This is a genomic window from Sphingomonas sp. 7/4-4 (assembly GCF_027941955.1).
In the GTDB taxonomy this organism is placed as follows: Bacteria; Pseudomonadota; Alphaproteobacteria; order Sphingomonadales; family Sphingomonadaceae; genus Sphingomonas.
On sequence record NZ_CP115960.1, the window covers coordinates 119150 to 145645 of the forward strand.

The window sequence follows — 26496 nt, forward strand, 5'->3', positions numbered from 1 at the left end:
AGACGAAGAGATGATCGAGCAGGGCGACAAGCTGCCGGCAGTCGAGCTGGAGGGGGCCGAAGGAGCTTTCACGCTGTCCGACCGGAAAGGGCCGCTGCTGCTCTATTTCTACCCCAAGGACGATACCGCCGGCTGCACGCGCGAGGCGCAGGACTTCTCGGCGTTGTTGCCACAATTCAAGGCGTTGGGCATCGACCTTCTCGGCGTGTCGAAGGACAATGCGGCGAAGCACAGGAAGTTCGCCGCCAAATATGATCTCACCGTGCCGCTCGCGACCGACGCCGAAGGCGTGGCGATGGAAGCGTTCGGCGTGTGGGTCGAGAAGCAGCTCTACGGCCGCAAATATATGGGGATCGACCGCTCGACTTTCCTGTTCGCGGCGGACGGCACGCTGTTCCGCGCGTGGCGCAAGGTGCGCGTGCCCGGCCATGCCGAGCAAGTGCTTGCAGCGGCGCGGGAAATGCTCGGCACGTGACGCGCAGCGTTGCCGAGGCGGCGCGCGCGGTGCTGACTGCCGCCGAGCCGCTTGCCAAGGTGAAGGCGGCACGAGCGGCGGCGCGCGACTGGCGGCTGGGCCGGCTCGACCACCGCTTCGACATCGCGATGCCCGATCGGCCGGCGCGTCCCGAGCGCCCGGAACTGCTGCCACCCAACCGGATGCCGAGGCGCGGCAAGGGCGGTTCCGAACGCGGACGGATCGCACTGATCCACGCGCTGGCGCATATCGAATTCGCCGCGATCGATCTCGCCTTCGATGCGGTGGGGCGGTTCGGCGGGCAGTTCGCGCGCGGCTTCACCGACGACTGGATGCACGTCGGCGCCGACGAGGCGATGCACTTCGCATTGCTCGACCGGCGACTGAAGCAGCTCGGCAGCCATTATGGTGCGATGCCCGCGCATGACGGTTTGTGGGACGCCGCGGCCGCCACTGCGCACGATCCGTTGGCACGATTGGCGGTGGTTCCGATGGTGCTGGAGGCGCGCGGGCTCGACGTCACGCCGGCGACGATCAAGCGCTTCGAGGCGGCCGGCGATGGCACCACCGCACGCATTTTGACGCGCATTTTTAACGACGAAATACGCCATGTTCGGGCCGGCACGACCTGGTTCGAATCGGCATGCGAGCGGCAAGGTTTCGTAGCCGAAACGACTTGGCAAGCGCTGGTCGGCACCTATTTCCGCGGTGTGCTGAAGCCTCCATTCAACGACTCAGCGCGCGACTCAGCCGGTCTGACGCGTGGTTACTACGCGCCTATTGCAGTCCCCTGATTTCTCAGGGCAAACCCCGATCCGTCCAGACGCGGAGGGGCTCTGCCGGGACAATGGAATTTTTTGCAGGCCGATCACCGGGTCGCATCGGTGCGCGCTTGCCTGAATCGCCGGGGACTCATGGCTGACGTTTCGAACTATAAGAATGCGAACCTAGGCAAGCGGTTCCGCAATTTTTTCACCACCCGCGATTTTATTTTCCACGACGGCCGCGATCTGCGTCGCTTCAGCGTTGCCGGCCGCACCCAGGCGCTGTTCGCCGGCGTCGCGGCGATCACCGTGCTGTTCTCGGGCTATGGCGTGTCGCAGGCGATGGCCGGTGCGATTGCCGTCAGTGGCGTGAGCGCGGCTCCGGGTTCGCCCGAAGCGCAGGTCGCCAGGATGCGCGCGCAAGTCGCGAAGATGCAGGCCGAAGTCGCCGCCGCGAAGGAAGCCGCCAAGCTCCAGGCGGCGCGCGTCGAGCAGCGCCAGGCGCTGATCTCGGCAGTGCTTTCGGGCAAGACCGATCCCGCCGCGCTCGATGCCGCGCTCGCCGACGTCACCCCGCTGACCAGCGCCGTCGCCGCCGAGATGCTCGGGCCGCTGCGCGAAGTCGAGCAGCGCCAGGTCGCACTCGCCGGCAAGGCCCGCGTCGCCGGTGAGGCGCGCTACCAGCAGACCGCCAGCCATTTCCGCCGCCTCGGCCTCGCACCCGAGCGCTTCGTAAAGGGCGGCATGGGCGGCCCGTACGAGCCGATGGACGACAATGACGGCGCCGCCGGTTCGGATCTCGGCCGAAAGCGCCGATGCCCAGTTCCGCGCATTGTTCCTGACCTGGAAGAAGCTCGATGCGCTCGAGCAGACGGTGATCTCGATCCCGTCGATGCAGCCGGTCGACAAATTGCTGTTCACGTCGAGCTTCGGCGTACGTTCGGATCCGTTCCGCGGCACCGCGGCTATGCATGCCGGCGTCGACATCCCCGGCACGATCGGCACGCCGATCTACGCGACCGCCGACGGCGTAGTCAGCCATGCCGGCCGCCAGGGCGGCTATGGCAACCTCGTCCAGATCAACCACGGCCGCGGCATCGAGACGCGCTACGGCCACCTCTCGAAGATTCTCGTCGCCGACAACAGCCGTGTCCGCCGCGGCCAGATGATCGGCCTGATGGGCTCGACTGGCCGTTCGACCGGCAGCCACCTCCACTACGAAGTCCGTGTCGACGGAAAGGCAGTCAATCCGATCCCGTTCCTCCAGACCGGCGAATATCTGACCGCGGCCCAGAGCCGTACGCAGGGCGGCGTGGGCGGCCCCGCGAAGTAAGAGGCAGGAGAGGAGAGGGGCTGCCCGACGAGGCGGCCCCCACCCGCGCCGCCCTCCTGGTCGCTTCCGAAGTATAGGCGTTCGGCGTTGATACATTGCACCCCCGAACGGGCGCGCCTATCTCCTTCGCATGGCCACCGTCCTTAGCTCCGATATTGCCCTGACTCCCGCCGCTGCAGCGCGCGTGGCGGCGATCGCGGCGAAGCAGGGCAAACCGGCGATCCTCCGGCTCTCAGTCGAGGGCGGGGGCTGCTCGGGTTTCCAGTACAAATTCGGCATGGCCGAGGCTCCGGAGGCCAACGACGCGGTTACCGAGACCGACGGCGTCCGCCTCTTGGTCGATTCGATCAGCCTCGATCTCGTGCGCGGCGCGCAGGTCGATTTCGTCGACAATCTCGGCGGCGCCCATTTCGCGGTGACCAATCCCAATGCGGCCTCGGGCTGCGGCTGCGGCACCAGCTTCTCGGTCTGATCCGGTCGCGCCGCTACGGCTGGCGCTGCGTGACGCGTGCCGCTAACCAGCGAGCATGAAAATCGTCACGTACAACGTCAACGGGATCAAGGCGCGCATGGAGCGCCTGCTCGAATATCTCGATGAACAGAAGCCCGATATCGTATGTCTCCAGGAACTGAAGGGCGCCGACGAGACGCTGCCGGTCAAGGACATCGAGGCCGCGGGCTATGGCGCGGTGTGGCACGGACAGAAGGGCTTCAACGGCGTCGCGGTGCTCGCGCGCGGCGAACAGCCGATCGAGCGCCAGCGCGGGCTCGAAGGCGATCCCGAGGATGCGCACAGCCGCTATATCGAAGTCGAAGTGGGCGATCTGGTGGTCGCTTCGATCTACCTGCCCAACGGCAATCCGCAGCCCGGCCCCAAATTCGACTATAAGCTCAAATGGATGGAGCGGCTTGCAGATCGCGCCCGCGCATTGCTCGCCGAGGAGCGGCCGGTGGTGCTGGCGGGGGACTACAACGTCATTCCCAATGACGACGACACCTTCTCGGTGCGCGCGATGGCGAGCGATGCGCTGATGCAGCCCGAATCCCGACAGCTTTATCGCAGCCTGCTCACGCAGGGCTGGACCGACGCGCTGCGGACGCGCTTCCCCAACGGCGGCATCTGGACCTTCTGGGACTATCAGGCCGGCTGCTGGCAGCGCGACGCGGGTTTCCGTATCGATCATCTGCTGCTCAGCCCGCGAGCCGCCGACCGGCTGGCGGGCGCGGGCGTCGACAAGGACTATCGCGGCCGCGAACGCGCCAGCGATCACGCCCCGACCTGGGTGAGCCTGCGCTAGGCCGCTTCCCTCGTCACCCCGGCCCTGAGCCGGGGTCCCGCTGCTTTTGACCGAGAAGAAGCGGGATCCCGACTCAAGGCCGGGATGACGGAAATATATCAGCGGTCTGTTTGGGGTCTCAACCCAGATCGCAGCGCCTTCCGTTACGGAATCGGACACTGACGGTCGATACCGGACAGCGCCGACTGTCCCTTTCCGAACACCTCCGCGCATGATCCGCCAATTCTTGGCGTGTATTGCTGTGTTATAGCGGTGACTTGGAAGTGTAACACAGCTAAGCCTTTGAAATCCCATATCCCGACAAACTGGCACGGCCAATGCAATGCTTTGGTGGCAGGCGGCACGAGGGGGCGCCTGGTGTCTGAAAGTAACTGGGAGTCAGGGATATGTTTAGCACTCGCACCACCGGCCGCGTTTCGAGCGTCGCCGCCGCAATGATTGCCGCCGCGGTCCTCGTCGCAGGCGCGACCGCGCCGGCTTATGCCTCGGATCCGAGCACCGAGACGGCCAAGGCTTCCGCCAAGGCCGGCGAAGGCAGGCGCTATTGCGTCAAACCGCAGGTCTCGACCGGAACGGTGTTCACGCAAAAGACCTGCATGACCCGCGCGCAGTGGATCGCGAAGACCGGCGTGGATCCGGCCGCCCCGCAAAAGAAATAAGCGACCGTCACGAACGGCAGGCGCGGAGTCGCTTGCCAGCCCCTATCCGAGGAGAATATCATGAAGAACCATATCATTTCCGGCGCGGCCGCAATGTTCGCAGCTACCTTGCTGGCCGGCGGCGCCGTTTCGCCCGCGATGGCCAAGTCCGATCCGACGACCGAGCCCAAGCCGCAATCCGACCAGGTGCAGCAGGAAAGCGCGAAGGAATCGAAGCAGAAGCTCTATTGCGTTGTCGACACCCTGACCGGAAGCCATCTCCGGACCAAGGAATGCCGTACGCGGGAGCAATGGATCGCGACCGGCTTCGATCCGCTCGAAGCCCGCAAGTAGCGGCCAGAGGCACCCGCGGCGCAGTTGCGTACCCGCCGCGGGTTTCCTCTCAGAGCGACTTTTGGTAGATCACATATTCGCGGTTGATCCGGCTCTCGATCGTATCGGCGATCGCGATCATCCCCTGATTGTCGTCGAGGATCCAGCCGATCTCGCCGCGCTCCGCACCGTAATTGGGCACGGCCGCGCGGCGGATATATTCGATCATCATGAAGGCCAATTGGCTCGCCATGCGCGAGCTTTGCAGCCTTTTGACCACGCCCATCAGCGGCACGCGCATCGTGCGCGCCTTGGGCTTGCGCAGCCAGAGCAGCAGCTTCGCCCAGCCGAACGGCAGGAGCTTGCCCTTCAACGGCTTGAGCGGCTCGTTGAGATCGGGGAGGGTGACCATGAACGCGACCGGCTCGCCTTCGAGCTCGGCGATCATGATCAAATCCTCGAAGACCAATGGCTTGAGCTTCTTGCCGACGTCATCGATCTCGGGCTGGGTGAGCGGCACGAACCCCCAATTGTCCGACCATGCATCGTTGAGGATCGCGAGGATGATCGCGGCTTCCTCGTCGAAGCGCTTCTTGTTGACCTTGCGGATGCGGATCTTTGTATTCTTCTCACCCGCGGCGATGATGCGCTGGACGAGTGGGGGAAAGCCCTGGGTGATGTCTAGTTCATAGGTCAGCAGCTTCTTGGCGGGTGAATAGCCCAGCGCCTCGATCCAGCCCTGATAGCGCGCCGGGTGGTGCCCCATCAGCACCGTCGGCGAGTGATCGTGACCCTTTACCAGCAGTCCCGGCTCTTCCCAGATCGACAGGCTGACCGGCCCCAGCGCGCGGGTCATGCCCTTGTCCTTCAGCCATGCCTCGGCCTGGCCGATCATCGCGGCGGCGGTCTCGGCATCCTCGGCCTCGAACAGCCCCCAGAAGCCGGTGCCGGGGCCGAAACCCTGTTCGAGCGGCATCTCGAGCGCGAGCCGGTCGATATGCGCCGAGATGCGGCCGACGACCTTGCCGTCGCGCTCGGCGAGGAAGAGCTGAGCCTCGGCATGGCTGAACCAGCCGTTCTTCTTGGGATCGATCGTCGCCTTCACTTCGTCGCGCAGGGGGCGACCCAATGGGGATCGTCGCCGTTCAGGCGGTAAGCGAGCTCGACGAAAGCGTTGATATCCGCCTTGGTGACGACGGGGCGAATGGCAGGTGCGGGCATGAACGCGAGCCTTTGACAGAGGTGCGCCGAAGTCCCGCCTGAGGGCCATGCTTGTCAAGCGGAACCTGTCCGGGCCCTGCCAAGCCCCTGTTGTTGCCCATATTGAGCCACTATCTAGAGGCAATGCATGTACCTATGAATAGCTCTATCGCACTGGATTTGCGCGAAGTCGCGGCGCCCGACGCCCCGGTTGCGCGCATCGCGGCGGGGCGCATCGCCGACGACAAGGCGATGCTGCGCGCCGCCGCCGGGATCGCGCGCGACCTGCACAAGGCGCGTCCCATTATCTATTGGGCTGACACGATCGCCTCGGTCGTCGTCGGTTACGGCGCGCTGGCGCTGGCGATCACGCTGACCTCGCCCGGCCTGGCATTGCTCGCCGCTTTCGTGGCGGTGCTCGCGCTCTATCGCGCGGGCAGCTTCATCCACGAGATCACCCATATGAAGCACAGCACGGTGCCGGGCTATCGGCTGGGCTGGAACCTGCTCGTCGGCGTGCCGCTGATGGTGCCGTCCTACATGTACGAGGGCGTCCATAACCTCCACCATGCCCGTACGCGCTATGGCACGATCGAGGATCCCGAATATCTGCCGCTCGCGCTGATGAAACCGTGGTCGCTGCCGTTGTTCGTGCTCATCGCCGCGCTGGCGCCGATCGGGCTGCTGATCCGCTACGCGCTGCTCGCGCCACTCTCGCTGGTCATTCCGGCGCTGCGCAGGCCGGTGGTCGAACGCTATTCGGGGCTGGTGATCAACCCGTCCTTCCGCCGCCGCCCGGCCGAGGGGGCCGCCCGCACCCAATGGCTGTGGCAGGAAGCCGCCACCAGCGTCTGGGCGATCGCGCTGATCGGCCTGACCGCCGCTGGCGTGATCCCGCTGCGCGCCTTCCTGATCTTCCTCGGCGTGATCGGCACGATCACGGTGATCAATCAGGTCCGCACCCTCGTCGCGCATCTCTGGGAGAATGAGGGCGAGGCGATGACCGTCACGGCGCAGTATCTCGACAGCGTCAACGTGCCGCCCCCGGCTTTGCTTCCCGCGCTCTGGGCGCCGGTCGGGCTGCGCTACCACGCGCTGCACCATCTGCTGCCGAGCGTACCGTACCACAATCTGGGAGCGGCGCACCGTCGCCTGACCGCGATGGTCGAGCAGGATTCGCCCTATCACAAGGCCAGCTATGCCGGCCTGCCGGGACTGGTCGGCCAGCTGGCGCGCAGCACGATGGGCGCGCGCCGCTAGACTAAGTCCTTGTCACATTAGGCGTGCTTGACTCGCCTGCGGTTTTCGCAGGCCGCGATTGGTAGGCAGCTGACGCAAATGGTGTCAGTCCGTCCAGTGCAGCGATAGCCTCAGAGCTGACGGCGCTTCGGCTGGCCTGAATCCGGTTCGGAGAAGAGCATCCGGCTCGCCGCATCGAGTGTCGCGAGCCAACGACCAAGCGTCTGCCTGACGGCGCCTGGCGAGATTGCCCGGAGGCTGTTGTAGACGCCTTTGCGCACGGTTCAGATCTCCGCCACCGATCAACCATCACGGACGCCGTGCACCTTGCACGGCCGCAGTGGATGGGTGTGCGTCTAACCTGTGGTGCTCGCCTGCGATTGGACAAATACGACATCTGCACGATATTGCATTTGTAAGCCTATGCCTCGCGGCTATGCCCGCCTGCCGGGGCTAATTGCCGTCAGCCGCGGCGAGGCGATCGAGCCAGGCCTGCGCCTGTTTGGGCTCGCCCACGGCTTGCGGGCTCGGCTTGCCGCGGGAGGCGAGGAACTGCTGCTGGAGTTCGAACGGCTGCAGGCCGAGCTGCGCTCTTGCCTTGTCGATAGCGTCACCGATCTCGCCCAGCTTGTCGATGACCGGAGCGATGGCCGCGCGTGTCCGCCGATCCCCCTGATGGTCGAACAGGCCCCATTTCCCCGAAGCAGCAACCCGCAGCGCGTCGATCAGTTCGGCGGCATATTCCGCTTCGAGTTCGAGGCGGCGCGCGTCCAGGCGGGCGAGACGGTCCGCTTTGGCCACGGGCCTATTCCTCGGTCCTGAGCAACACCGCTTCGCCGATCATCAGGAACAAGAGGAACGGCGCCCAGGCGGCGAGGAAGGGCGGGTAGGCGCCCAGATTGCCCATCGCCAGCGCGAAATTGTCCGCGACGAAATAGAGGAAACCGAGGGCCATGCCGATCACGGCGCGGACGAACAATTTGCCCGATCGCGCGAGGCCGAACGCCGCGACCGCGCCGAGCAACGGCATCAGCACCGAGGACAGAGGTCCGGACAATTTGTGCCACAGCGAGCCTTCGAGCGCCTTGGTCGGGCGGCCGGCGAGCTCGAGATCGTGGATCACTTCGCTGAGCGCAGTGAACGACAGGCCGTCGGCGTTGATCTGGCTGAGCGTGAATTGGTCGGGACGCACGCCGTCGGCAATGCGGAGCGGCGCGAGCGGAGTCAGCGCGCCGGCGCGAATGTCGAAGCGCTGCGCGCCGTCGACCTTCCAGCCGGCGCCGTCGCGCACCCCGTGCTTTGCGGTCAGGATCGAGCGGAGCGACTGGCCAGTTCGCTCATAGACGGTGATGCCGTAGAGCTGCGCCGCGTCGCCGCGGCCGCGTATCTGGTCGACCACGATCAGATCGTTGCCGTCCTTGACCCAGACGTTCGAACGGTCGCCGCGGTCGATGGGCAGAGGGCCGTATTCGACTTTCTTCCACTGCTCGAGCGTCGCGGTCGCGCGCGTGACGATACGCTCGTTGAAAGCAAAGGACAGCGCGGCGACGCCCAAAGCGGTGAGGATCAACGGCGCGAGCACCTGGTGCGCCGAGAGCCCCGAGGCCTTCATCGCGATGACTTCGCTGTTCTGATTGAGCTGCGACAGCGCGAGGATCGTGCCGAGCAGCACCGCGAAGGGCAGGAAGGTCGCGATGAGCTGGGGCGTGCGCAAGCCGATATAGCGCCAGACCTCGGCATCGCCATTGCCCGGGTACGCCACGATCTTCGCCGATTCGCTCAGCAGATCGAGCGACTGCAGGATGAGCACCAGCCCCGCCAATATGGCGAAGGTGCGCACAAGGAACATCTTGCCCATGTAGAGCGACATCGTGCGCGACGGGAAGAAGTTGACGAGGCTCATGCGGGGATCTCGATGGTCTTGCGACGGCGCCCGGGGAGGCGTTTGCGGATCGCGCGCCATATCTTTGCGAACGCCTTTTCGAGTGCGCCGATCGGCTGGCCGCCCGGCACATAGGCGACAGTATGGTACATCCAGAACACCAGGCCCGCGAAGATCGTGAACGGCACCCACAAGGCGATGATCGGATCGATCCCGCCGAGGCTGCCGATCGCCTGCGCATATTCGTTCACCTTGTGATAGGTGACGATCATCACGATCGACAGGAACACGCCCAGCGCAGAAGTCGAGCGTTTGGGCGGAATGCCGAGCGCCGCGGCGAGCATCGGCAGGAGGAACATCGACACGACTTCGGCGAGGCGGAAGTGGAACGCCGCGCGGCTGGTAGTGCGCTGCACCGGCGTCGCGTCGGCGCTCTTGCCGATCACCGCCAGCTCGGGAAGCGTGCGCTCGAGGCTCTTGTCGCCGCGCTTGCGGAACTGCTCATATTTGGGAAGCGGGATCGGCAGGTTGTGCGTGTCGAAGGTGAGCACGCGCGGAATCGGCGATCCCTTTGCAGTGTGGACCAAAGTGCCCTTGGTCAGCCGGAAGATGATCGTGTTGGGATCGTCGGAGCGGAGGAACTGGCCCTTCTCGGCCGTAACCGCGACCGGCCCCTCTTTGGTCGTCATCCGCACGAAGATGCCGGAGAGGTCGCGGCCCTCGTTCGCGCTGCTCTCGATGCGCAGCGTCATCTGGGTGCCGAAGGTGGTGAACTCGCCGACCTTGATCGAAGCGCCGAGCGCGCCCGAGCGCAATTCGAAGCGCAATTGCTCGTAATTGTAGCGCGCGCGCGGCTGGACATAGCCGACGATCGCGAGGTTCAGCAGCGCCAGCGCGATCGCGTACATATAGGGCACGCGCAGCAGCCGGGTGTAGCTGAGCCCCACCGCGCGCATCACGTCGAGCTCGGACGTGGTCGCGAGACGGCGAAAGGCGAGCAGGCAACCGAGCATCAGGCCGATCGGGATACCGAGTCCGAGATATTCGGGAAGGAGGTTGGCGAGCATTCGCCACACCACGCTGACCGGTCCGCCTTCGGTGGCGACGAAGTCGAACAGCCGCAGCATGCGATCGAGCACGAGCAGCATCGCCGAAATCAACAGCGTCGAGATCAGCGGAACCGCGATCAGCCGCGCCATGTAGCGATCGATCGATTTCATGCGGTGCGGCGGTCGCCTTGTCCTGTCTTGCAGCGCGACGTGCGCCGCTCAGCTAAAGCAAGAGCCTATACCCTCGGTTCCGCCATGCGCCACCCCGAAACGACCGGTTGCCCGTCATGGGGTGACGGATGGGCGGCAACGTCTATATGACGGCCCATGCATTTTCTGGATCAGGCAAAGATTTTCGTGCGCTCGGGCGCCGGTGGACCCGGCGCGGTTAGCTTCCGGCGCGAGAAGTTCATCGAATATGGCGGCCCCGACGGCGGCAATGGCGGCAAGGGCGGCGACATCATCTTCGAGGCGGTGGCCGGCCTCAATACGCTGATCGACTTCCGCTACACCCAGCATTTCCGGGCACCGCGCGGGCAGGGGGCTCCGGCTCGAACCGCACCGGCGGGGGTGGCGACGATCTGGTGATCAAGGTGCCGATCGGCACCCAGATCCTTTCGGACGACGACGAACGGACCTTGCTCGCCGATCTCACCAAGGAAGGCGAGCAGATCGTCTTCCTGCGCGGCGGCGACGGCGGGCGCGGCAATGCCAGCTACAAGACCTCCACAAACCGTGCGCCGCGCCAGCACGGCACCGGCTGGCCGTATGAGGAAGCCTGGGTGTGGCTGCGGCTCAAGCTGCTCGCCGATGCAGGCCTTGTCGGGCTGCCCAATGCCGGCAAGTCGACCTTCATCAATCAGGTGACCAACGCGCAGGCCAAGGTCGGCGCCTATGCTTTCACCACCACGCGGCCCCAGCTCGGCGTGGTGCGGCACAAGCAGCGCGAGTTCGTCGTCGCCGACATTCCCGGGCTGATCGAAGGCGCGGCGGAAGGTGCGGGGATCGGCGATCGCTTCCTCGGCCATATCGAGCGTTGCCGGGTGCTGCTCCACCTCGTCGACGCCAATGACGCGGATGTCGCCGAGAGCTATCGCATCGTCCGCGACGAACTGGAGAATTACGGCGCCGGACTGACCGACAAGAAGGTGATCGTCGCGCTCAACAAGATCGACACGCTCGACGACGAACTGGTCGCCGCACTCTCGGCGGAGCTGGAAGAGGCGAGCGGGGCGGAAGTGATCCCGCTCTCGGGCGCCGCCGGCACCGGAGTCGATTGGGTGCTCGACAAATTGCTCGAGGCGATCGGGCCCGAGGCGAGCAAGGTCAGTGACGACGACGAGGGCGAGGACGCGATCGAGTGGTCGCCGGTGTGAGGGGGTGACGGTTGATGGCGTTGACCTGGGGGGCCGTGTTCGTCGGCTTTTTCATCGTTTTCGTATTTCCGGTCCTGATAATTCTGCTCAATCGCTGGCGGGCCAATGCGGGCTGGTGGTTGCTCGGCGGAACGATCGCATTTTTGGCCGTCGGCAACTTGCTTGAAAAGTTCTGGTTCGCTCCCTCTTCGCTAGGCTAGCAGCACTCGGTCATGTCCCTCTTCCCGCCCTCCTCCTGCCCGCGCATCGTCGTCAAGATCGGCTCGGCGTTGCTCGTCGATCCGGAGGGCGGGGTGCGGCGTGGTTGGCTGGAGGGCATCGCCGCCGATATTGCCGAGCGCGTCCGTGCAGGGCAGCAGGTCGCAGTGGTCTCGTCGGGGGCGATCGCGCTGGGGGCTCGTCGGTTGAATCTGCCCAAGGGCGGACGCGCCAGCCTCGAGGATGCGCAGGCTGCTGCCGCCACGGGGCAGATCGCGCTGTCGCAGGTCTGGGCGGAGACGCTGGGCGCCAACGGTCTCACTGCCGCGCAGATGCTGGTGACGCTCGACGATCTCGAGGATCGCCGCCGCTATCTCAACGCTGCGGCGACGCTGGATCGGCTGCTCGGGCTGGGCGTGGTTCCCGTGCTCAACGAGAATGACAGCGTCGCAACCGAGGAGATCCGCTTCGGCGACAATGATCGGCTCGCCGCGCGGGTGGCGCAGGCAGCGGGGGCGCAGGGCGTGATTTTGCTCTCGGACGTCGACGGCCTGTACGACCGCAATCCCGCGCTGCCCGGCGCCGAACATATCGCGCGAGTCGAGCGGATCGATGGTGCGATCGAGGCGATGGCGGACAGGGGCTCGGCCTCGGGCATGGGTTCGGGCGGGATGGTCTCGAAGATCGCCGCGGCGCGGATCGCCAATGCCGCGGGGGCACATCTCGCCATTGCTTCGGGCCGGGTCGAGCATCCGCTGTCGGCCGAGGCGCGGCACACCCTGTTTGTCGCCGAGAAGACTGCGCCGGCCCGCAAAGCGTGGCTGGCTGGCGGGCTGACCGCACGCGGCACGATCCACGTCGATGCCGGCGCGGTGCGGGCGCTTGCGGGTGGCAAGAGCCTGCTCGCCGCCGGCGCTACGCGGATCGAGGGCGATTTCGTCCGCGGCGACCTGGTAGTGATCGCCGGGCCGGAGGGACGTCCGCTCGCGCGTGGGCTCGCCGAATATCCGAGCGACGATGCCGCTCGCATCGCCGGCCGCCGCAACGATGAGCAGGCCGAGATCCTCGGCTACGCGCCGCGATCGGCGCTGGTCCATCGCAGCCATATGGCGCTGCTGTGAGCACGCTCGCGATCACTGGGGGCACCGGTTTCGTCGGCTCGCGGCTGATCGCGCTGGCGGTTGAGGCGGGGCATATTGTGCGCGCACTCACCCGGCGCGAGCAGACGGAGCGTAGCCAGGTTGCGTGGGTTTCCGGTGATCTGCACGCCACCGACGCCCTCGAGCGGCTCTGCGAGGGTGCGGACGCAGTGATCCACGTCGCTGGCGTGGTCAACGCGACCAATCGCGCCGGTTTCGCCGCCGGCAATATCGATGGCACCCGCAACATGCTCGCTGCTGCCGAGGCGGCGGGGGTGCGGAACTTCGTCCATGTCTCGTCGCTGGCGGCGCGCGAGCCCGGCATGTCGGACTATGGCTGGTCCAAGGCCGAGGCCGAGCGGCTGGTCGAGGATTCGCTGCTCGACACCGCGATGGTGCGGCCACCCGCGATCTACGGCCCTGGCGACATGGAGATGCTCGAGCTGTTCAAGCTCGCGAAGAAGGGCATCGCATTATTGCCGCCGGGCGGCCGGCTGTCGGTGGTCGAGGTCGGCGATCTCGGCCGGCTGCTGCTCGCCCTGGCGACCGGGAGTAATGGCGGGCGGAGCTATGATTGCGACGACGGCCGCGAGAATGGCTGGAGCCACAAGGAATTCGGGCTGGCGATCGGCAGTGCGATCGGCAAGCGCGTCGCCACGATCGCGCTGCCGCGCCCGTTGATGATGGCCGGCGCGCATCTCGACCGGCTGGTGCGTGGCAAAAGTGCGAAGCTCACGCCGGATCGCGTCGCCTATTTCTGTCACGAGGATTGGGTGATCGACTCCGCCCGGCGCCCGCCTGTGGATTTATGGAAGCCGCAGGTGGAGACCAATGCCGGCCTAGCGGCGACCGCGGCATGGTATCGCGACCGGGGGTTGCTCTGAACGGGCTGTTGGATGAATGGCAGCCTAGCGAGGCTGTTCCTCGGCCTTCGCGAGTTGCTCTGCAATTTTCCGCCACTCGGCCCGGGTGTTGCACACCCGCTTGCCATCGCTTTTGCGCACGAGGCATTCGGCGCGTTCGCCGCTTGTGGGCAGATGGTTTCGATTTTCGGTTTCCACTTGGGCCGCTACATATCCTAAGCCCGGCCGCGAGCTGTTCTGCGACTGTGCGTATGCGCTTGAACCGACGACCAATAACGGAACGACCAGAATGCAAATACGCATTTGAAACTCCTGCTCGTGTCTGTGCTTAGCTTACACGCTCCGCAATATTTGCAAAAGGTCTGATCTGGTGGCTGTGGAGGTCTCCCCGTCGCCCACCCGTTGACGCTGCTGGCGCCGAGCTTATCACCTAAAATAGCAGAGGCTTCTCATGCTCGGCATGTCACGGCCAACATCCGGCGTCCCAATCTAGAGACGTACCATTTTCCATCTTCTCGTTGAAACCTGGCTTCACAGCGCTCGCCGCGAACTCGAAAACGGCACGTCGCTGTAGTTCTTGAACTAGCATTGCAACGCAGATGCGACACTTCCTTGGCTTCAGGAGGCAAGAAAATGAGATCATCGCAGATAGGGTGGTCTATCATCATCGCGCATGGCTCGCCCTCCTTCTCAGCGTAAGCGCGCGCAACATCTGTCACTACCGGCTTTGTTGTGCGCGAATTGGCGCAAGCGTTCAAAGACAGCGATAGTATCCAAAGAAGCAAAAGTCGGAGCACGTACCTATGTGACACCGAACGGGAGCGGTGCGCAACGACCGCTAACCACCAATTTCAGTCGCTCAGAGTGTGCCGCCCATCATGCTCCTTGCCACTGCCTCGGCGGTCTTGATCCCGTCGATCGCTGCCGAGAGGATGCCCCCGGCATAGCCTGCGCCTTCGCCTGCCGGGAACAGCCGTTCGACGTTGAGGCTCTGGAAGTCCGCCCCGCGGGTGATCCGCAACGGTGACGAGGTCCGCGTCTCCACACCGGTCATCACGGCGTCGGGATGGTCGTAATTGGCGATCTGGCGCCCGAACACCGGTAACGCCTCGCGGAATGCCTCGATCACGAAGCCGGGGAGGCAGGCCGAAAGGTCGGTCATCCTCACCCCCGGCTTGTACGAGGGGATGACTTCGCCGAGCTCGGTCGAGGCGCGGCCGGCGAGCAAGTCGCCGACCTTCTGCCCCGGCGCGTGATAATTGGAGCCGCCCGCGATGAAGGCGAGATCCTCCCAGTGGCGCTGGAGCTCGATCCCCGCCAGCGGTCCGCCGGGGTAGTCGCGCGCCGGATCGATCGCCACGACCAGCCCGGAATTGGCGTTGAACTCGGCGCGCGAATATTGGCTCATTCCGTTCGTGACGACGCGGCCTTCCTCCGAAGTCGCCGCCACCACGCGGCCGCCCGGGCACATGCAGAAGCTGTAGACTGTCCGCCCATTGGCGCAGTGATGCGCGAGGCTGTATGCCGCGGCTCCGAGATCCGGGTGGCCCGCGCACTTGCCGAAGCGCGCGCGATCGATCCAGCTCTGCGGATGTTCGATCCGCACGCCGATCGAGAAGGGCTTGGCCTCCAGATGCACGCCGCGCCGGTGGAGCATCTCGAAGGTGGGGCGGGCGCTGTGGCCCACCGCGAGCACGACATGGTCGGCCTCGAGGAAGCTGCCGTCGTGCAGATGCAGCCCGCGCAATTTCTGGCGCCCGTCGGGCAGGCGTTCGAGCTCGAGATCGTCGACCCGCGTCTCCCAGCGATATTCGCCGCCAAGCTCTTCGATCGTGGCTCGCATGCTCTCGACCATGGTGACGAGGCGGAAGGTGCCGATATGCGGATGCGCTTCCCAGAGGATGTCGTCGGGCGCACCGGCCTTCACGAACTCCTCCAGCACCTTGCGCCCGAGGAAGCGCGGATCCTTGACCCGGCAATAGAGCTTGCCGTCGGAGAAGGTGCCCGCGCCGCCCTCGCCGAACTGGACGTTCGAATCCGGATTGAGCTCGCCCCGGCGCCACAAGCCCCAGGTATCCTTCGTCCGCTGGCGCACCACCTTGCCGCGATCGAGGATGATCGGCCGGAAGCCCATCTGCGCCAGGATCAGTCCCGCGAACAGCCCGCACGGACCCGCGCCGATCACCACGGGCCGGAGGCCGTTATAGTCCTTCGGCGCCTGCGCCACGAACTTGTAGGTCATGTCCGGCGTCGGCTTGAGATCCTTGTCGCCCGTGAAGTGCGCCAGCACCGCGGCTTCGTCCGCCAGCTCGACATCGATCGTGTAGACCAACTGGATGGCGTTGCGCCGCCGCGCGTCGTTGCCGCGGCGATAGACCGAATAGCTTTTCAGCTCCGCGGGTTCGATGGCGAGGCGTTTGGCGATGGCCTCGGGCACCGCCTCGGGCGGGTGGTCGAGCGGCAGATAGAGTCCGGACAGGCGAAGCATGCCAAGCCCCTAACGACTAGAACGCCGCAATCCAAACCCATCCACGCCGCCGCACGTCGCCGCCCCCTGAGCGGCGCCTTTCCGCCGCATTCGCTTGGCAGGGTTCGCCGATCGCACTAAGGGACCGCGCATGACCGAACGCTCCGAAATCTTCGAAACCATTACCGCCCAGATCGAGCCTTTCAACAAGAAGGGCGTGGCGCTGACCGACAGCACTACCTTCGCCGGCGATCTCGAATGGGACAGCCTGACGGTGATGGATTTCGTCGCGGCGATCGAGGACGAGTTCGACATCATCATCACGATGAACATGCAGGCCGAGATCGAGAATGTCGGCCAGCTCGTGGACGCGGTGCAGAAGCTGAAGGGCTGACATGACCGACGCCATACAGACCGCCGACGCGCTTCCCGAAACCGTCGAGGCCGTCGCCCCCGAGCGCGACTTGATGAGCAAGTTCGACGGGCTCATCGCCGAACGCCAGGCACTGCTCGACAGCGGCGTCACCGATCCGTTCGCGATCGTGATGGATGAGGTGAAATCGCCCACCGAGGCGGTGATCGCGGGCAAGGACACGATCCTGCTCGGCACCTATAATTACATGGGCATGACCTTCGATCCGGACGTGATCCAGGCCGGCAAGGACGCGCTCGATCAGTTCGGCTCGGGCACCAACGGCAGCCGCATGCTCAACGGCACCTTCCGCGACCATATGGAAGTCGAGGAGGCACTGCGCGAATTCTACGGCGTCACGGGCGCGATCGTCTTCTCGACCGGCTATATGGCCAATCTGGGCATGATCTCGACGCTGGCGGGGAAGGGCGAGTACGTCATCCTCGACGCGGACAGCCACGCCTCGATCTATGACGGCTGCAAGCAGGGCAATGCCGAGATCGTCCGCTTCCGCCACAATGATATCGAGGATCTCGACAAGCGCCTCGGCCGCCTGCCGAAGGAGGCGGGCAAATTGGTGGTGCTCGAAGGCGTCTATTCGATGCTCGGCGACATCGCCCCGCTCAAAGAGATGGTCGCAGTCGCCAAGAAGCATGGCGCCATGGTGCTCAGCGACGAAGCCCATTCGATGGGCTTTTACGGCCCCAATGGCCGCGGCGTATATGAGGAGCAGGGCTGCGAGGGCGATGTCGACTTCATCGTCGGCACCTTCTCCAAATCGGTCGGCACCGTCGGCGGCTTCTGCGTGTCGAACCATCCCAAGTTCGAGGCGATCCGGCTTGCCTGCCGAGCCTATATCTTCACTGCTTCGCTGCCGCCTTCGGTGGTCGCGACCGCCGCGGCGTCGATCCGCAAGCTCCAATACGCGCACAACAAGCGCGCGCATCTCTGGGAAAATGCCCGGACCCTGCACGGCGGGCTCAAGGAAATGGGCTTCCGTCTCGGCACCGAGAATCCGGACAGCGCGATCATCGCAGTGATCCTCGAGGATCAGGAGCAGGCTGTGACGATGTGGCAGGCGCTGCTCGACGGCGGGCTCTACGTCAACATGGCCCGTCCGCCCGCGACGCCGGCCGGCACTTATCTGCTGCGCTGCTCGCTTTGCGCCGAGCATACGGCCGAGCAGGTTACACGAATCCTCGAAATGTTCCGTGCCGCGGGCCGAAGCGTGGGCGTGATAAGCTGAAGCGACTCTAATCGCTTCCCCCAGGCCCCCGGCACCCTAGATTCACCCTATGAGTGAGGGGCAAGGCATTGTGCTGGAGCGGGTTCGTCGTGTGACGAACTGGCGCATCCTCGTACTCGGCCTGCTCGCGATGCTCGGGCTGGGCGTGCTGGTGGCGATCATCGTCCTGCAGCAGCGCACCGATCAAGAGCGCGACCGTGCCGTCGCGCTCCAGCAGCACACGTTCGAAGTCGTCATTCGCGCCAATCAGCTCTCCGGCGCGATATCCGCGGCGGAGGCGGCGCTGGGCCGATATGTGGTCAGCGCCGACCGGACGCTGGGGCAGCAATATGCGGCGCAATGGGGACGTGCGACCGAACAACTTGCCCGGCTCCAGCAACTCACGCGCGACAGCCCCAGGCAGCAGGCGCAAATCGCGCAGTTGCGGCGCGCCTTCGAAGCGCGCGGGAGCGAGCTTAGCGAGACCGCCCTCTATTCGACCTACAAGCGCCACAACGATGCGTGGGGCAGCTATTATCGCGTCCGCCAGAGCCCGGCGCGACAGGCGGTGGAGACGTTGCTCACCGGGATCGTCGATTCCGAGCGGGTGCTGCTGCGCGATCGCACGCGCGCCGCGGGCGAACTGATCGACAATTCGAGCTTTGCGTCACGGATCCTCACCGGGTTCGGCATGATGATCGTCATCGGCGCGGTGCTGCTCGGCTGGCTGGCAATCGCGGCCGAAGGCGAGCGTGCGGCGGCCGATGCCGAAGCGACTGCACAGCGCGAGCGCGCCGCCGAGCTGCAGCTCGCGGTCGACGCCGCCACGGCCGACCTGCGCGCCGAAGCGCATGAGCGCGCGCAAGCCGAGGCGCAACTCCGCCAGGTCCAGAAGATGGAAGCGGTGGGCCAGCTCACCGGCGGCATCGCACATGATTTCAACAATATGCTCGCGGTCGTTCTCGGCGGGCTCGAACTCGCCAAGCGACATCTCCACACCGGCGGCCCCGACGCCCAGCAGCATATCGAGAATGCGATGGAGGGCGCCAACCGCGCCGCCGCGCTGACCCGGCGGCTGCTCGCTTTCTCGCGCTCCGAGCCTTTATTGCCCGAGCCGGTGGAGGCGGGCGGACTGATCGCCGGCATGTCCGATCTGCTCGATCGTACGCTGGGCGACACGATCAAGGTCAAGACGCGCGATGCGGGCAAGCAGTGGGCGGTCTGGGTCGATCGGCATCAGCTCGAGAACGCGTTGCTCAACCTGGCGGTCAATGCCCGCGACGCGATGGAAGGGCGCGGGACGCTGACGATCACGACTGACGGTGCCGCGCTCGAGGAGAACCAGGTCGGCGAGTGCCCCGCGGGCGACTATGTCACGATCACCGTCGCGGACACTGGCTGCGGGATGGCGCCCGAAGTGCTGGATCGCGTGTTCGAGCCCTTCTTCACCACCAAGCCGGTGGGCAAGGGGACAGGGCTCGGCCTCAGCCAGATCTTCGGCTTCGTGCGCCAGTCGGGGGCGAGATCGGGATCGAGACCGAGCTCGGCGGCGGCACCAAGGTAACGGTCTATCTCCCGCGGCACATCGGCGAGGCGGCGGCCGGTGCCGTGGAGGTGCCTACACCGGCCGCGCCCGCGGTCGAGGAAGTCGTGCCGGCCCGGGCTTATGACATATTGGTGGTGGAGGACGATCCCCGGGTGCTCGGCGCGACCGTGGGCGCGCTGCAGGAGCTCGGCCACCGCGTGACCTCCTGCTCCGATCCGCTGGCGGCACCCGTTGCCGTCGGCGGGATGGCGTCGCTCGACCTCGTCATCTCCGACGTGCAGATGCCGGGACAGACGGGCCCGGAGATGATCGCCGGCCTCGGGGAGCGGCTGGACGGCGTGGCGGTGTTGTTCGTCACCGGGTTCGCCGGCGAGGCGGAGGCTGACATGTTCGGCGGGCGCGGTGTGCTCCGCAAGCCCTTCACCATGGCATCGCTCTCGCGCGCGGTGACCGATGCCGTGGAGTTCGAGGCGCGCCGGGGAACCCAGCAAGCCGCCTGAGCGGCCCTAGCCTTCGCTGACCACCGAGTGACGCAGTGCCGCCGCGGCCATCTCGCGCGCCTTGTCGCGGGGAAGCGAGAGCGCGCGGGCCATCGGTCCGCCCAACAGCGCATCGCCCAGCGCCATCAAGGTGAGCTGCAGCGTCTCCTCATGGAGCGGCAGTGCGTCTTCGCCATGCCCTCGGCGATCTCGTCGACCAGGCGGTGGATCGCCTCGAGGATCGGGTCCAGCGCGTCTTCGTTGCCGTTGAGGATCATCCAGCTCGCCAGCGCGCCGGCGCCTTCCTTTCCGAACGCATCGAAAGTCAGGTCGACGACCTCGCGTGGATCATGGTCGCCGGTACGCGCGCGCAGCACCGCCGCGCCGATCTTGGCGGTGACGGATTCGGCGATGCTGGCGGCGAGCGCCTTCTGCAGCCCGGCGGCCGAGCCGAAATGGTGGAGGAGATTGGCATGGGTCCGCCCGATCCGCGCCGAAACCGCCTTCAGCGTGACCGCCTGCGGCCCCGCCTCGAGCAGCAGCGCGCGGGCGGCTTCCAGCGCGGCATCGCGCGATTCTTCGGGAGACAGGCGCTTGCGGGCACTGGATGACATCGACGGAGATTAACTCTTGCTCTCGGGGAACCCGGCTTAGGGGAGGAAGCGCCGGGGCGAAAGCGGCGAATAGGGCTGCGTTTCCGCGATCGGGACTATGGCCGATGCGGAGAGAGGAAACGCAGCCCGATCTGGCGGCGTGAAATCTCACGCCGCCATGCGGTTTCGCGGGTCGTTATCGGCTACCCCGTCGCCCGCCAGGTCGAGTTCGAACCGGGCGGATGCCACGGAGGCACCGCGGCCGCGCGAATAGACCTGGTTCACACGACCGGTGGCGCGGAAGCCCAGCTTGCGCAGCACGCGTCCCGAAGCCGGATTGTCGAGGAAATGCCCCGCGGCGACGCGGCGGATTCCGCCGAGCGCGCCGCACGCAGCACGGCGGCGCCCGCCTCGGTCGCATAGCCGCGGCCCCAGGCGTCCGGGGTCAGCCAATAGCCCAGCTCGTGCGGCTCGTCTTCGAACGGACCCACGCTGATCGCGCCGATCAGCCGCAGCGTGCTGCCCTGATGTTCGAAGATCAGGAACTTGGGCTCGGCCGCCTCCTCAAAGCTGGAGGCGAAGGTCTCCGCGGCCTCGATCGTATAGGGCCAGGGCGCGCGGGCGAGATTGCGCACCACTTCCTCATGCCCGATGGCGCGAGCCAGTTCGGGAGCGTCCTCGGTCCAGCCGGGCCGCAATGTCAGTCTCTGCGTACGCACGAACATGACCATTCTCCTCGGTCTTGTGGTGCCCCTGGCGCGTCACTGTGACACCCAGTTTGCAACCGCATTTCGAGGGAGCAAAGAAAAAGGGAGCCGGGGCGACCCGTCTCCCTTTTCAGCTGGTCCGTTCGTCGGACCCGGGTCACCCTGGTGGGCAACCCGTCCGGTTACCCGATGTTATTCGGCCGCTTCCGCAATCATATCTACCGAGCAGAATTTGCGGCCAAGCTTGCCGACCTTGAACGACACGCGGCCGTCGGTAAGCGCGAAAAGGGTATGGTCCTTGCCCATGCCCACGTTCACGCCCGGATAGATCCTGGTGCCGCGCTGGCGCACGATGATGTTGCCGGCGACGACTGCTTCGCTGCCGAACTTCTTGACGCCGAGGCGACGACCTGCCGAATCGCGACCGTTGCGCGAAGAGCCGCCTGCTTTCTTATGTGCCATTTTGCGTTACTCCTCGTATCTCGCTTACGCTTCCGCGGCCGGGGCTTCTGCCTCGGCGGGAGCTGCGGCCTTCTTCGCCTTGGGCGCGGCCTTCTTCTTCTCTTCCTGCGCACCGATCGCGATGATCTTCAGGATCGTGTGGTTCTGGCGATGGCCGTTCTTGCGGCGATAATTGTGCCGGCGGCGCTTCTTGAAGACGATGACCTTCTCGCCCTTCGCCTGCGCGATGATCTCGGCCGAGACGGTGAGGCCGTCGGTGGCCTTGAGCTCGCTGCCCTCGCCGGCGAGCAGAACGTCGCCCAGCGTGACCGTCGAACCGGCTTCTCCGTCGAGCTTCTCGACGACGATCTTGTCTCCAGCGGCAACGCGATACTGCTTGCCGCCCGTGCGCACGATAGCGAACATGGCGATGTCTAACCTACAAAAGCTTGTGCCCGCCAAGGATCACCCCGGCAGGAGGAAGGGCGCAGCTATGCGAAGAGGCCTGCCCTGTCAACCGTGGAGTGCCATTTTCCCGCCCGGTAGCCGCGTGATCTTGCGCGGGCGGCCATCATGTGTCGCCACTCCACCGTTCGCGGATCCCGTACTTCCAGAATGTTGCGCAGTAGCAACAGCGCCGGAAATACTATTGCAGCGCACAAGGGTTGCTCTTTCGTTGCACAACGAAGCGCGCATGATGCTCTCCGGAAGGCAAACTTCCTAAAGGGAGGCAAAATCATGCGACGCTCGATCATCTCGATGCTCTCGGTCTCTGCTTCGGCATTTGCATTTGCCGCTTCAGTTCAGGCCCAGACTGCCGCGGCTCCGCCAGCGACCCAAATCGAGGGCGCCACGCCCGACGACGCAGTGCCCGACGACGATCCCGGCAACACGATCGTCGTCACCGGCACGCGCGCCGCGAACCGCACTGTCGCCGACAGCCCGGTGCCGATCGACGTGATCTCGTCCGAGGCGCTCTCCAGCTCGGGACTGGGCGAGACCAACAAGATCCTCAACAACCTCGTGCCGTCGTTCAATTTCCCGCAGCCGTCGATCACCGACGGCACCGACGTGATCCGCCCCGCATCGCTTCGTGGCCTCGCTCCCGACCAGACGCTGGTGCTGGTCAACGGCAAGCGGCGCCACGTCACTGCGCTGCTCAACGTCAACGGATCTGTGGGGCGCGGCTCGGCCGCGGTCGATCTCAACACGATCCCCGCACTCGCGATCGACCGTATCGAGGTCCTGCGCGACGGCGCTTCGTCGCAATATGGCTCGGATGCGATCGCCGGCGTGATCAACGTCCAGCTCAAGCGCGCCAATCACGGCGGCCGCGCGCAGGTGAGCTATGGCAAGTACATCACCACGATGGACGGCGTGCCCAACGTCACCGGCCTCGCGCTGACCGGCGGCCAGCCGGTGTTCGATCCCGCCGACGGGCGTATCCTCGCCGCCAATCGCAGCGGCGAGCGCAAGGCCAATGACGGCGATCTCTGGACGCTCGGGTTCAACGTCGGCCTGCCGATCGGCCCCGAAGGCTATTTCAACGTCACCGCCGAATATCGCGACCGGGACAATACCAATCGTGCCGGATATGATCTCCGCCCGAACTATAATCGTCCCACCGCGGCCTTCGATCTCGCGCGAAATCGGCTTCAACCGCCTCAACTTCCGATATGGCGACCCGAAGACCGAGGACTACAATGTCTTCGTCAACACCGGTGTGCCGATCGGCACGTTCGAGCTCTACGCCTTCGGCTCCTATTCGAAGCGCGACGGCCTCAGCGCCGCAAACTGGCGCCAGTCGGCCTCGGCGAACAATCGCAACTGGTCGGTGATCACCCCGGCCACCACGCCCACCACCGCCAACTTCGTGCCGCTCCGGGCCGACGGCTTCCTGCCCTTCATCCATTCGGACCTGACCGATTATTCGGCAGCGCTCGGCATTCGCGGCGACGTTGCCGGCTTCTCCGCCGATCTCTCGATCGTCTATGGCCACAACCAGTTCGATTACCGCACCGAGAACAGCCTCAACACCTCCTACGGACCACTCTCGCAGCAAGACTTCGATTCGGGCGGGCTCGCCTTCGGCCAGCTCACCGCCAATCTCGATCTCAGCCAGGAATTCGATTTCGGGCTCGCCGAGCCGCTTACGCTCGCGTTCGGCGCGGAGTATCGCAACGACGCCTTCAACATCCGGCCGGGCGAGACCCAATCCTTTGCGATCGGGCCCTATTTCGTCGCGGCGCAGGCCACCACCGCGCCGAACTGCGCGACGCAGGGCGGCGTCTACAATGCGGTGACCGGCATCTGCACCTTCCCCGGCCGGGGTGCATTGGTCGGCGCGCAGGGCTTTCCGGGCTTCCCGGCCTCGGCCGAAACCGATGTCAGCCGCCACAGCTATGCCGGCTATGTCGAACTCGACACCGATCTGTTCCGGGGCTTCACCGTCACCGCGGCGGGCCGCTACGAGCATTTCTCTGATTTCGGCGGCACGCTAAACGGCAAGCTCGCAGCGCGCTACGAGTTCACTCCCGGCATCGCGATCCGCGGTTCGGTGTCGAACGGTTTCCGCGCACCCTCGCTCCATCAGCAATATTTCACGACGACCTCGACCAATTTCATTTCGGGCGTGCCGGTCGAGATCAGCACCCAGCCGGTATCCAGTCCGGTGGCGCGCGCACTCGGCTCCAAGCCGCTTAAACCGGAAAAGTCAGTCAACTGGAGCGCGGGCGCGACGTTGAACCCGTTCCGCGGATTCAACGTCACCGCCGATTATTACCACATCAAGATCAAGGACCGGGTCGTCCTGACCGAGAATCTCGGTGCGGCGGGCAGCGGCACGGCGGCGGTCAACGCCGCGGTCAAGGCGGTCCTCGACGCCAACGGTTTCCAGTCGGTCGGCGCGGCACGCTTTTTCATCAACGGGCTGGATACCACTACCCGGGGCTTCGACGTGGTCGCCACGTATCGGATGGGACTGGAGGCGCTGGGTAATTGGTCGCTCTCGGCGGCGTATAACCGCAATACCACCAGGATCGATCGCCGGATCACCGATCTTGGCCCGCTCGCGCAGATACCGGGTCTGATCCTGTTCGGCCGCGTTGAAGGCATCCGCTTCACCAACGGCCAGCCCAAGGACAAGGTCGTGCTCAGCGCCGACGGATCGCTCGGCGCCTTCGGGATCACCGCGCGCACCACCCGTTACGGCAAAGTGATCGCTCCCGGTGCGACTCCGCCGATCAGCGACCCGACCAGCCTCACGGCTTATGGTCCCGACGACGTCTTCCTCGAGCCAAAATGGGTCACCGATCTCGAACTGCGCGTGACGCTCAAGGAGCACGCCACCTTCGCGTTCGGCGCGAACAACCTGTTCGACGTCTATCCCACTGCGCGGCCCACCGGCGCCCGCCCGACGAATGTCGGCGGCCTCTATCCGGTCGATGCCTATTATCAGCCCTATAGCAGCTTCTCGCCTTTCGGCTTCAACGGGCGCTTCCTCTACGGGCGCTTCACCGCGCAGTTCTGAGGGAAGAAATGGAAAGGGGGCCGCGTTGGCTCCCTTTCCATGCCTAGTGCCGGTGCAGCGGCTTCAGCTTGTAGCGTCCGCCGGCGTAGCGCTCGAACAGCCCGGCGATCGCGGGATGATCGACCGGCTCGTCGGTTTCGTCGACCACGAGGTTCTGCTGGCTGACATAGGCGATGTAGCTCGATTCGGCGTTCTCGGCGAGCAGGTGGTAGAAAGGCTGGTCCTTGCGCGGCCGCACGTCCTCGGGGATCGCCTCATACCATTCGTCCGAATTGGCGAAGACGGGATCGACGTCGAAGATCACGCCGCGGAAATCGAACATCCGATGGCGCACCACATCGCCGATCGCGAAGCGGGCGGAGGATACCGGCGGCATCGGCACTGCGGCTTCGAAGGGCGGGGCGGGGATGGACTCACGCGACATGACAATAATCTAGTGCTTGTGCGCCGCTGCACAAGCACTGCGCTTGCGGCCCCGGATTCATTGCGCTAAGGGCCCGCCCTCATCGACCGGTACGCGGGCTCCGACAGGGTCCATCCAGCGTGCCGCCCCCTGCGGAGAGGTGCCAGAGTGGTCGATTGGGACGGTCTCGAAAACCGTTGTGCCCTCACGGGTACCGTGGGTTCGAATCCCACCCTCTCCGCCACCAAGTCTTCAAGATATTGAGATAGCAGAGAAAAGTGGCACCTTTGCCGCGAAACTGCGCCATTCCCGGTTTCATTCGGTAGTGCAGAGAGTCCGCTGCTAGCCATTAGTACCGCGAATTGCAGGAAATTCTCTCGCGACGGTTGGCGCAGTACCGAACTCGAAATGCCATCGAGCGATACCAAACGTTCGAATCATGATGGCTCCGCCACTTAGTCCTCAGCGTCGGTAGTTTTGGCCCGGCCGGACCTACTTTTCCCCGCAAAACTGCGCCATTCCGCGGGCCGTTCGGTACCGCGAAGAGTCGTTAAGGCGGTCAAGTTCTCTCACATCTGGTGCTTTTTCTCCGGAGACATACCGTCTGGTACCGTTATGCCGTCGAGCGTCAGAAGCACACTTTCTCCCTGTTTTCGGCGTTAACAGGGAGGGCTTTCGTTTGCTCTCGCGAGAGACTGGCGATTTCTTGCGATTAAATCAGCGATTTAGGGAGTTCGCGATCGCAATCTCGACTTGGAAAAACAGGGAGCGATGTGGAAGGCAACACGGTGCATAGGGAAGCATTTCAGCTTTTGCCTCGACGCCAGCTGCGACGCGGCGTCGAAGTAGCCAATCCGCGGTAAGGTCTTTTCAATCTAGCCAATCCTAGCTATCTCAGCTGGAGCAC

The 26496-nt window shown here is 65.2% G+C and carries 26 protein-coding genes, 1 tRNA gene and 4 pseudogenes; 19 read left to right on the top strand and 12 right to left on the bottom strand.

Annotated elements, in window-relative coordinates; translation table 11 throughout:
• The first annotated feature begins 10 nt into the window (after positions 1 to 10).
• Positions 11 to 475 carry a peroxiredoxin gene (locus tag PIB19_RS00610; RefSeq protein WP_271239247.1) on the top strand — a complete coding sequence of 155 codons (465 nt, stop codon included), beginning with the start codon at positions 11 to 13 and terminating at the stop codon, positions 473 to 475.
• The gene (locus PIB19_RS00615; protein ID WP_271239248.1) at positions 472 to 1269 is read left to right on the top strand and encodes a ferritin-like domain-containing protein; all 798 of its coding nucleotides are present in this window, start codon (positions 472 to 474) and stop codon (positions 1267 to 1269) included. Before PIB19_RS00610 ends, PIB19_RS00615 begins: the two co-directional genes overlap by 4 nt.
• 153 nt (positions 1270 to 1422) lie before the next feature.
• Here PIB19_RS00615 and PIB19_RS00620 read toward each other — a convergent pair whose 3' ends face one another.
• A complete protein-coding gene (locus PIB19_RS00620; RefSeq protein WP_271239249.1) occupies positions 1423 to 1938 on the bottom strand; it encodes a hypothetical protein in 516 nt (171 codons plus the stop codon).
• A gap of 76 nt (positions 1939 to 2014) precedes the next feature.
• Between PIB19_RS00620 and PIB19_RS00625 the strand changes: the two genes are divergently transcribed.
• The 5 genes from PIB19_RS00625 to PIB19_RS00645 all read left to right on the top strand — a co-directional run bounded on the left by PIB19_RS00625 (position 2015) and on the right by PIB19_RS00645 (position 4862).
• Positions 2015 to 2572: a M23 family metallopeptidase gene (locus PIB19_RS00625; protein ID WP_271239250.1), complete on the top strand. Its 558-nt coding sequence runs from the start codon at positions 2015 to 2017 to the stop codon at positions 2570 to 2572.
• 130 nt (positions 2573 to 2702) lie between these two features.
• Positions 2703 to 3044, top strand: coding sequence for an iron-sulfur cluster insertion protein ErpA (gene erpA / locus PIB19_RS00630; protein ID WP_271239251.1), 342 nt, complete (start codon positions 2703 to 2705; stop codon positions 3042 to 3044).
• Between the two features lie 55 nt (positions 3045 to 3099).
• Complete coding sequence (gene xth, locus PIB19_RS00635; RefSeq protein ID WP_271239252.1) at positions 3100 to 3870, top strand: exodeoxyribonuclease III; 771 nt, start codon at positions 3100 to 3102, stop codon at positions 3868 to 3870.
• 386 nt (positions 3871 to 4256) lie between these two features.
• A complete protein-coding gene (locus tag PIB19_RS00640) occupies positions 4257 to 4529 on the top strand; it encodes a hypothetical protein (RefSeq protein ID WP_156404812.1) in 273 nt (90 codons plus the stop codon).
• 60 nt (positions 4530 to 4589) lie between these two features.
• On the top strand, positions 4590 to 4862 hold the full coding sequence (locus tag PIB19_RS00645) for a hypothetical protein (protein ID WP_271239253.1): 273 nt from the start codon (positions 4590 to 4592) through the stop codon (positions 4860 to 4862).
• A gap of 49 nt (positions 4863 to 4911) precedes the next feature.
• Here PIB19_RS00645 and PIB19_RS00650 read toward each other — a convergent pair.
• Positions 4912 to 6062: pseudogene (locus tag PIB19_RS00650) on the bottom strand (N-acetyltransferase).
• Positions 6063 to 6197: 135 nt separating this feature from the next.
• Here PIB19_RS00650 and PIB19_RS00655 point away from each other — a divergent pair.
• Positions 6198 to 7301: a fatty acid desaturase family protein gene (locus PIB19_RS00655; RefSeq protein ID WP_271239254.1), complete on the top strand. Its 1104-nt coding sequence runs from the start codon at positions 6198 to 6200 to the stop codon at positions 7299 to 7301.
• 432 nt (positions 7302 to 7733) lie between these two features.
• Here the strand turns inward: PIB19_RS00655 and PIB19_RS00660 are convergent, their stop codons facing one another.
• Genes PIB19_RS00660 through lptF form a run of 3 tightly spaced genes read right to left on the bottom strand, consistent with a single transcriptional unit; the run spans position 7734 to position 10382 of the window.
• Entirely contained in the window at positions 7734 to 8081 is a 348-nt protein-coding gene (locus tag PIB19_RS00660) for a hypothetical protein (RefSeq protein ID WP_271239255.1), read from the bottom strand.
• Between the two features lie 4 nt (positions 8082 to 8085).
• Positions 8086 to 9183 carry an LPS export ABC transporter permease LptG gene (lptG, locus tag PIB19_RS00665; RefSeq protein WP_271239256.1) on the bottom strand — a complete coding sequence of 366 codons (1098 nt, stop codon included), beginning with the start codon at positions 9181 to 9183 and terminating at the stop codon, positions 8086 to 8088.
• A complete protein-coding gene (lptF, locus tag PIB19_RS00670; protein WP_271239257.1) occupies positions 9180 to 10382 on the bottom strand; it encodes an LPS export ABC transporter permease LptF in 1203 nt (400 codons plus the stop codon). Before lptF ends, lptG begins: the two co-directional genes overlap by 4 nt.
• Positions 10383 to 10538: 156 nt before the next feature.
• Here lptF and obgE point away from each other — a divergent pair.
• The 4 genes and pseudogenes from obgE (at position 10539) to PIB19_RS00690 (ending at position 13808) form a co-directional block, all read left to right on the top strand.
• Positions 10539 to 11587: pseudogene (gene obgE, locus PIB19_RS00675) on the top strand (GTPase ObgE).
• Between the two features lie 14 nt (positions 11588 to 11601).
• A complete protein-coding gene (locus tag PIB19_RS00680) occupies positions 11602 to 11787 on the top strand; it encodes a hypothetical protein (protein ID WP_271239258.1) in 186 nt (61 codons plus the stop codon).
• A 12-nt stretch (positions 11788 to 11799) separates the two neighbouring features.
• Positions 11800 to 12906 (top strand): glutamate 5-kinase, encoded by a 1107-nt coding sequence (proB, locus tag PIB19_RS00685; protein WP_271239259.1) that lies wholly within the window; start codon positions 11800 to 11802, stop codon positions 12904 to 12906.
• On the top strand, positions 12903 to 13808 hold the full coding sequence (locus PIB19_RS00690; RefSeq protein WP_271239260.1) for an NAD-dependent epimerase/dehydratase family protein: 906 nt from the start codon (positions 12903 to 12905) through the stop codon (positions 13806 to 13808). Before proB ends, PIB19_RS00690 begins: the two co-directional genes overlap by 4 nt.
• Before the next feature lie 24 nt (positions 13809 to 13832).
• Here PIB19_RS00690 and PIB19_RS00695 read toward each other — a convergent pair whose 3' ends face one another.
• A complete protein-coding gene (locus tag PIB19_RS00695) occupies positions 13833 to 14090 on the bottom strand; it encodes a hypothetical protein (RefSeq protein ID WP_271239261.1) in 258 nt (85 codons plus the stop codon).
• A 556-nt stretch (positions 14091 to 14646) separates the two neighbouring features.
• Positions 14647 to 16275, bottom strand: a complete 1629-nt coding sequence (locus tag PIB19_RS00700) for an NAD(P)/FAD-dependent oxidoreductase (protein WP_271239262.1) — start codon at positions 16273 to 16275, stop codon at positions 14647 to 14649.
• Between the two features lie 130 nt (positions 16276 to 16405).
• Here PIB19_RS00700 and PIB19_RS00705 point away from each other — a divergent pair, with 130 nt between their 5' ends.
• The 4 genes from PIB19_RS00705 to PIB19_RS22700 are packed head-to-tail and all read left to right on the top strand — an operon-like array spanning position 16406 to position 19937.
• A complete protein-coding gene (locus PIB19_RS00705; protein WP_271239263.1) occupies positions 16406 to 16648 on the top strand; it encodes an acyl carrier protein in 243 nt (80 codons plus the stop codon).
• Between the two features lies 1 nt (position 16649).
• Positions 16650 to 17912 carry a serine palmitoyltransferase gene (gene spt / locus PIB19_RS00710; protein WP_271239264.1) on the top strand — a complete coding sequence of 421 codons (1263 nt, stop codon included), beginning with the start codon at positions 16650 to 16652 and terminating at the stop codon, positions 17910 to 17912.
• A 49-nt stretch (positions 17913 to 17961) separates the two neighbouring features.
• On the top strand, positions 17962 to 19455 hold the full coding sequence (locus PIB19_RS00715; RefSeq protein ID WP_336297225.1) for an ATP-binding protein: 1494 nt from the start codon (positions 17962 to 17964) through the stop codon (positions 19453 to 19455).
• Positions 19456 to 19505: 50 nt separating this feature from the next.
• Entirely contained in the window at positions 19506 to 19937 is a 432-nt protein-coding gene (locus PIB19_RS22700) for a response regulator (RefSeq protein ID WP_336297226.1), read from the top strand.
• Positions 19938 to 19943: 6 nt separating this feature from the next.
• Here the strand turns inward: PIB19_RS22700 and PIB19_RS00720 are convergent.
• The 4 genes and pseudogenes from PIB19_RS00720 to rplU form a co-directional block, all read right to left on the bottom strand.
• Positions 19944 to 20530: pseudogene (locus PIB19_RS00720) on the bottom strand (TetR/AcrR family transcriptional regulator).
• A gap of 260 nt (positions 20531 to 20790) precedes the next feature.
• Positions 20791 to 21234, bottom strand: coding sequence for a GNAT family N-acetyltransferase (locus tag PIB19_RS00725; protein ID WP_271239265.1), 444 nt, complete (start codon positions 21232 to 21234; stop codon positions 20791 to 20793).
• Between the two features lie 174 nt (positions 21235 to 21408).
• Positions 21409 to 21678, bottom strand: coding sequence for a 50S ribosomal protein L27 (gene rpmA, locus PIB19_RS00730; RefSeq protein ID WP_271239266.1), 270 nt, complete (start codon positions 21676 to 21678; stop codon positions 21409 to 21411).
• A gap of 24 nt (positions 21679 to 21702) precedes the next feature.
• Positions 21703 to 22083, bottom strand: coding sequence for a 50S ribosomal protein L21 (rplU, locus tag PIB19_RS00735; RefSeq protein ID WP_271239267.1), 381 nt, complete (start codon positions 22081 to 22083; stop codon positions 21703 to 21705).
• Between the two features lie 333 nt (positions 22084 to 22416).
• Between rplU and PIB19_RS00740 the strand changes: the two are divergent.
• Positions 22417 to 22893 (top strand): annotated as a pseudogene (locus tag PIB19_RS00740) (TonB-dependent receptor plug domain-containing protein); the annotation flags it as partial.
• Positions 22894 to 23251: 358 nt separating this feature from the next.
• Positions 23252 to 25186: a TonB-dependent receptor plug domain-containing protein gene (locus PIB19_RS00745; RefSeq protein WP_271239268.1), complete on the top strand. Its 1935-nt coding sequence runs from the start codon at positions 23252 to 23254 to the stop codon at positions 25184 to 25186.
• 43 nt (positions 25187 to 25229) lie between these two features.
• On the opposite strand, the gene hspQ is transcribed toward PIB19_RS00745, so the two are convergent.
• Complete coding sequence (hspQ, locus tag PIB19_RS00750; RefSeq protein WP_271239269.1) at positions 25230 to 25610, bottom strand: heat shock protein HspQ; 381 nt, start codon at positions 25608 to 25610, stop codon at positions 25230 to 25232.
• Between the two features lie 133 nt (positions 25611 to 25743).
• On the opposite strand from hspQ, the gene PIB19_RS00755 reads away from it, so the two are divergent.
• Positions 25744 to 25833 (top strand) — tRNA-Ser (locus PIB19_RS00755).
• Positions 25834 to 26496 lie beyond the last annotated feature (663 nt).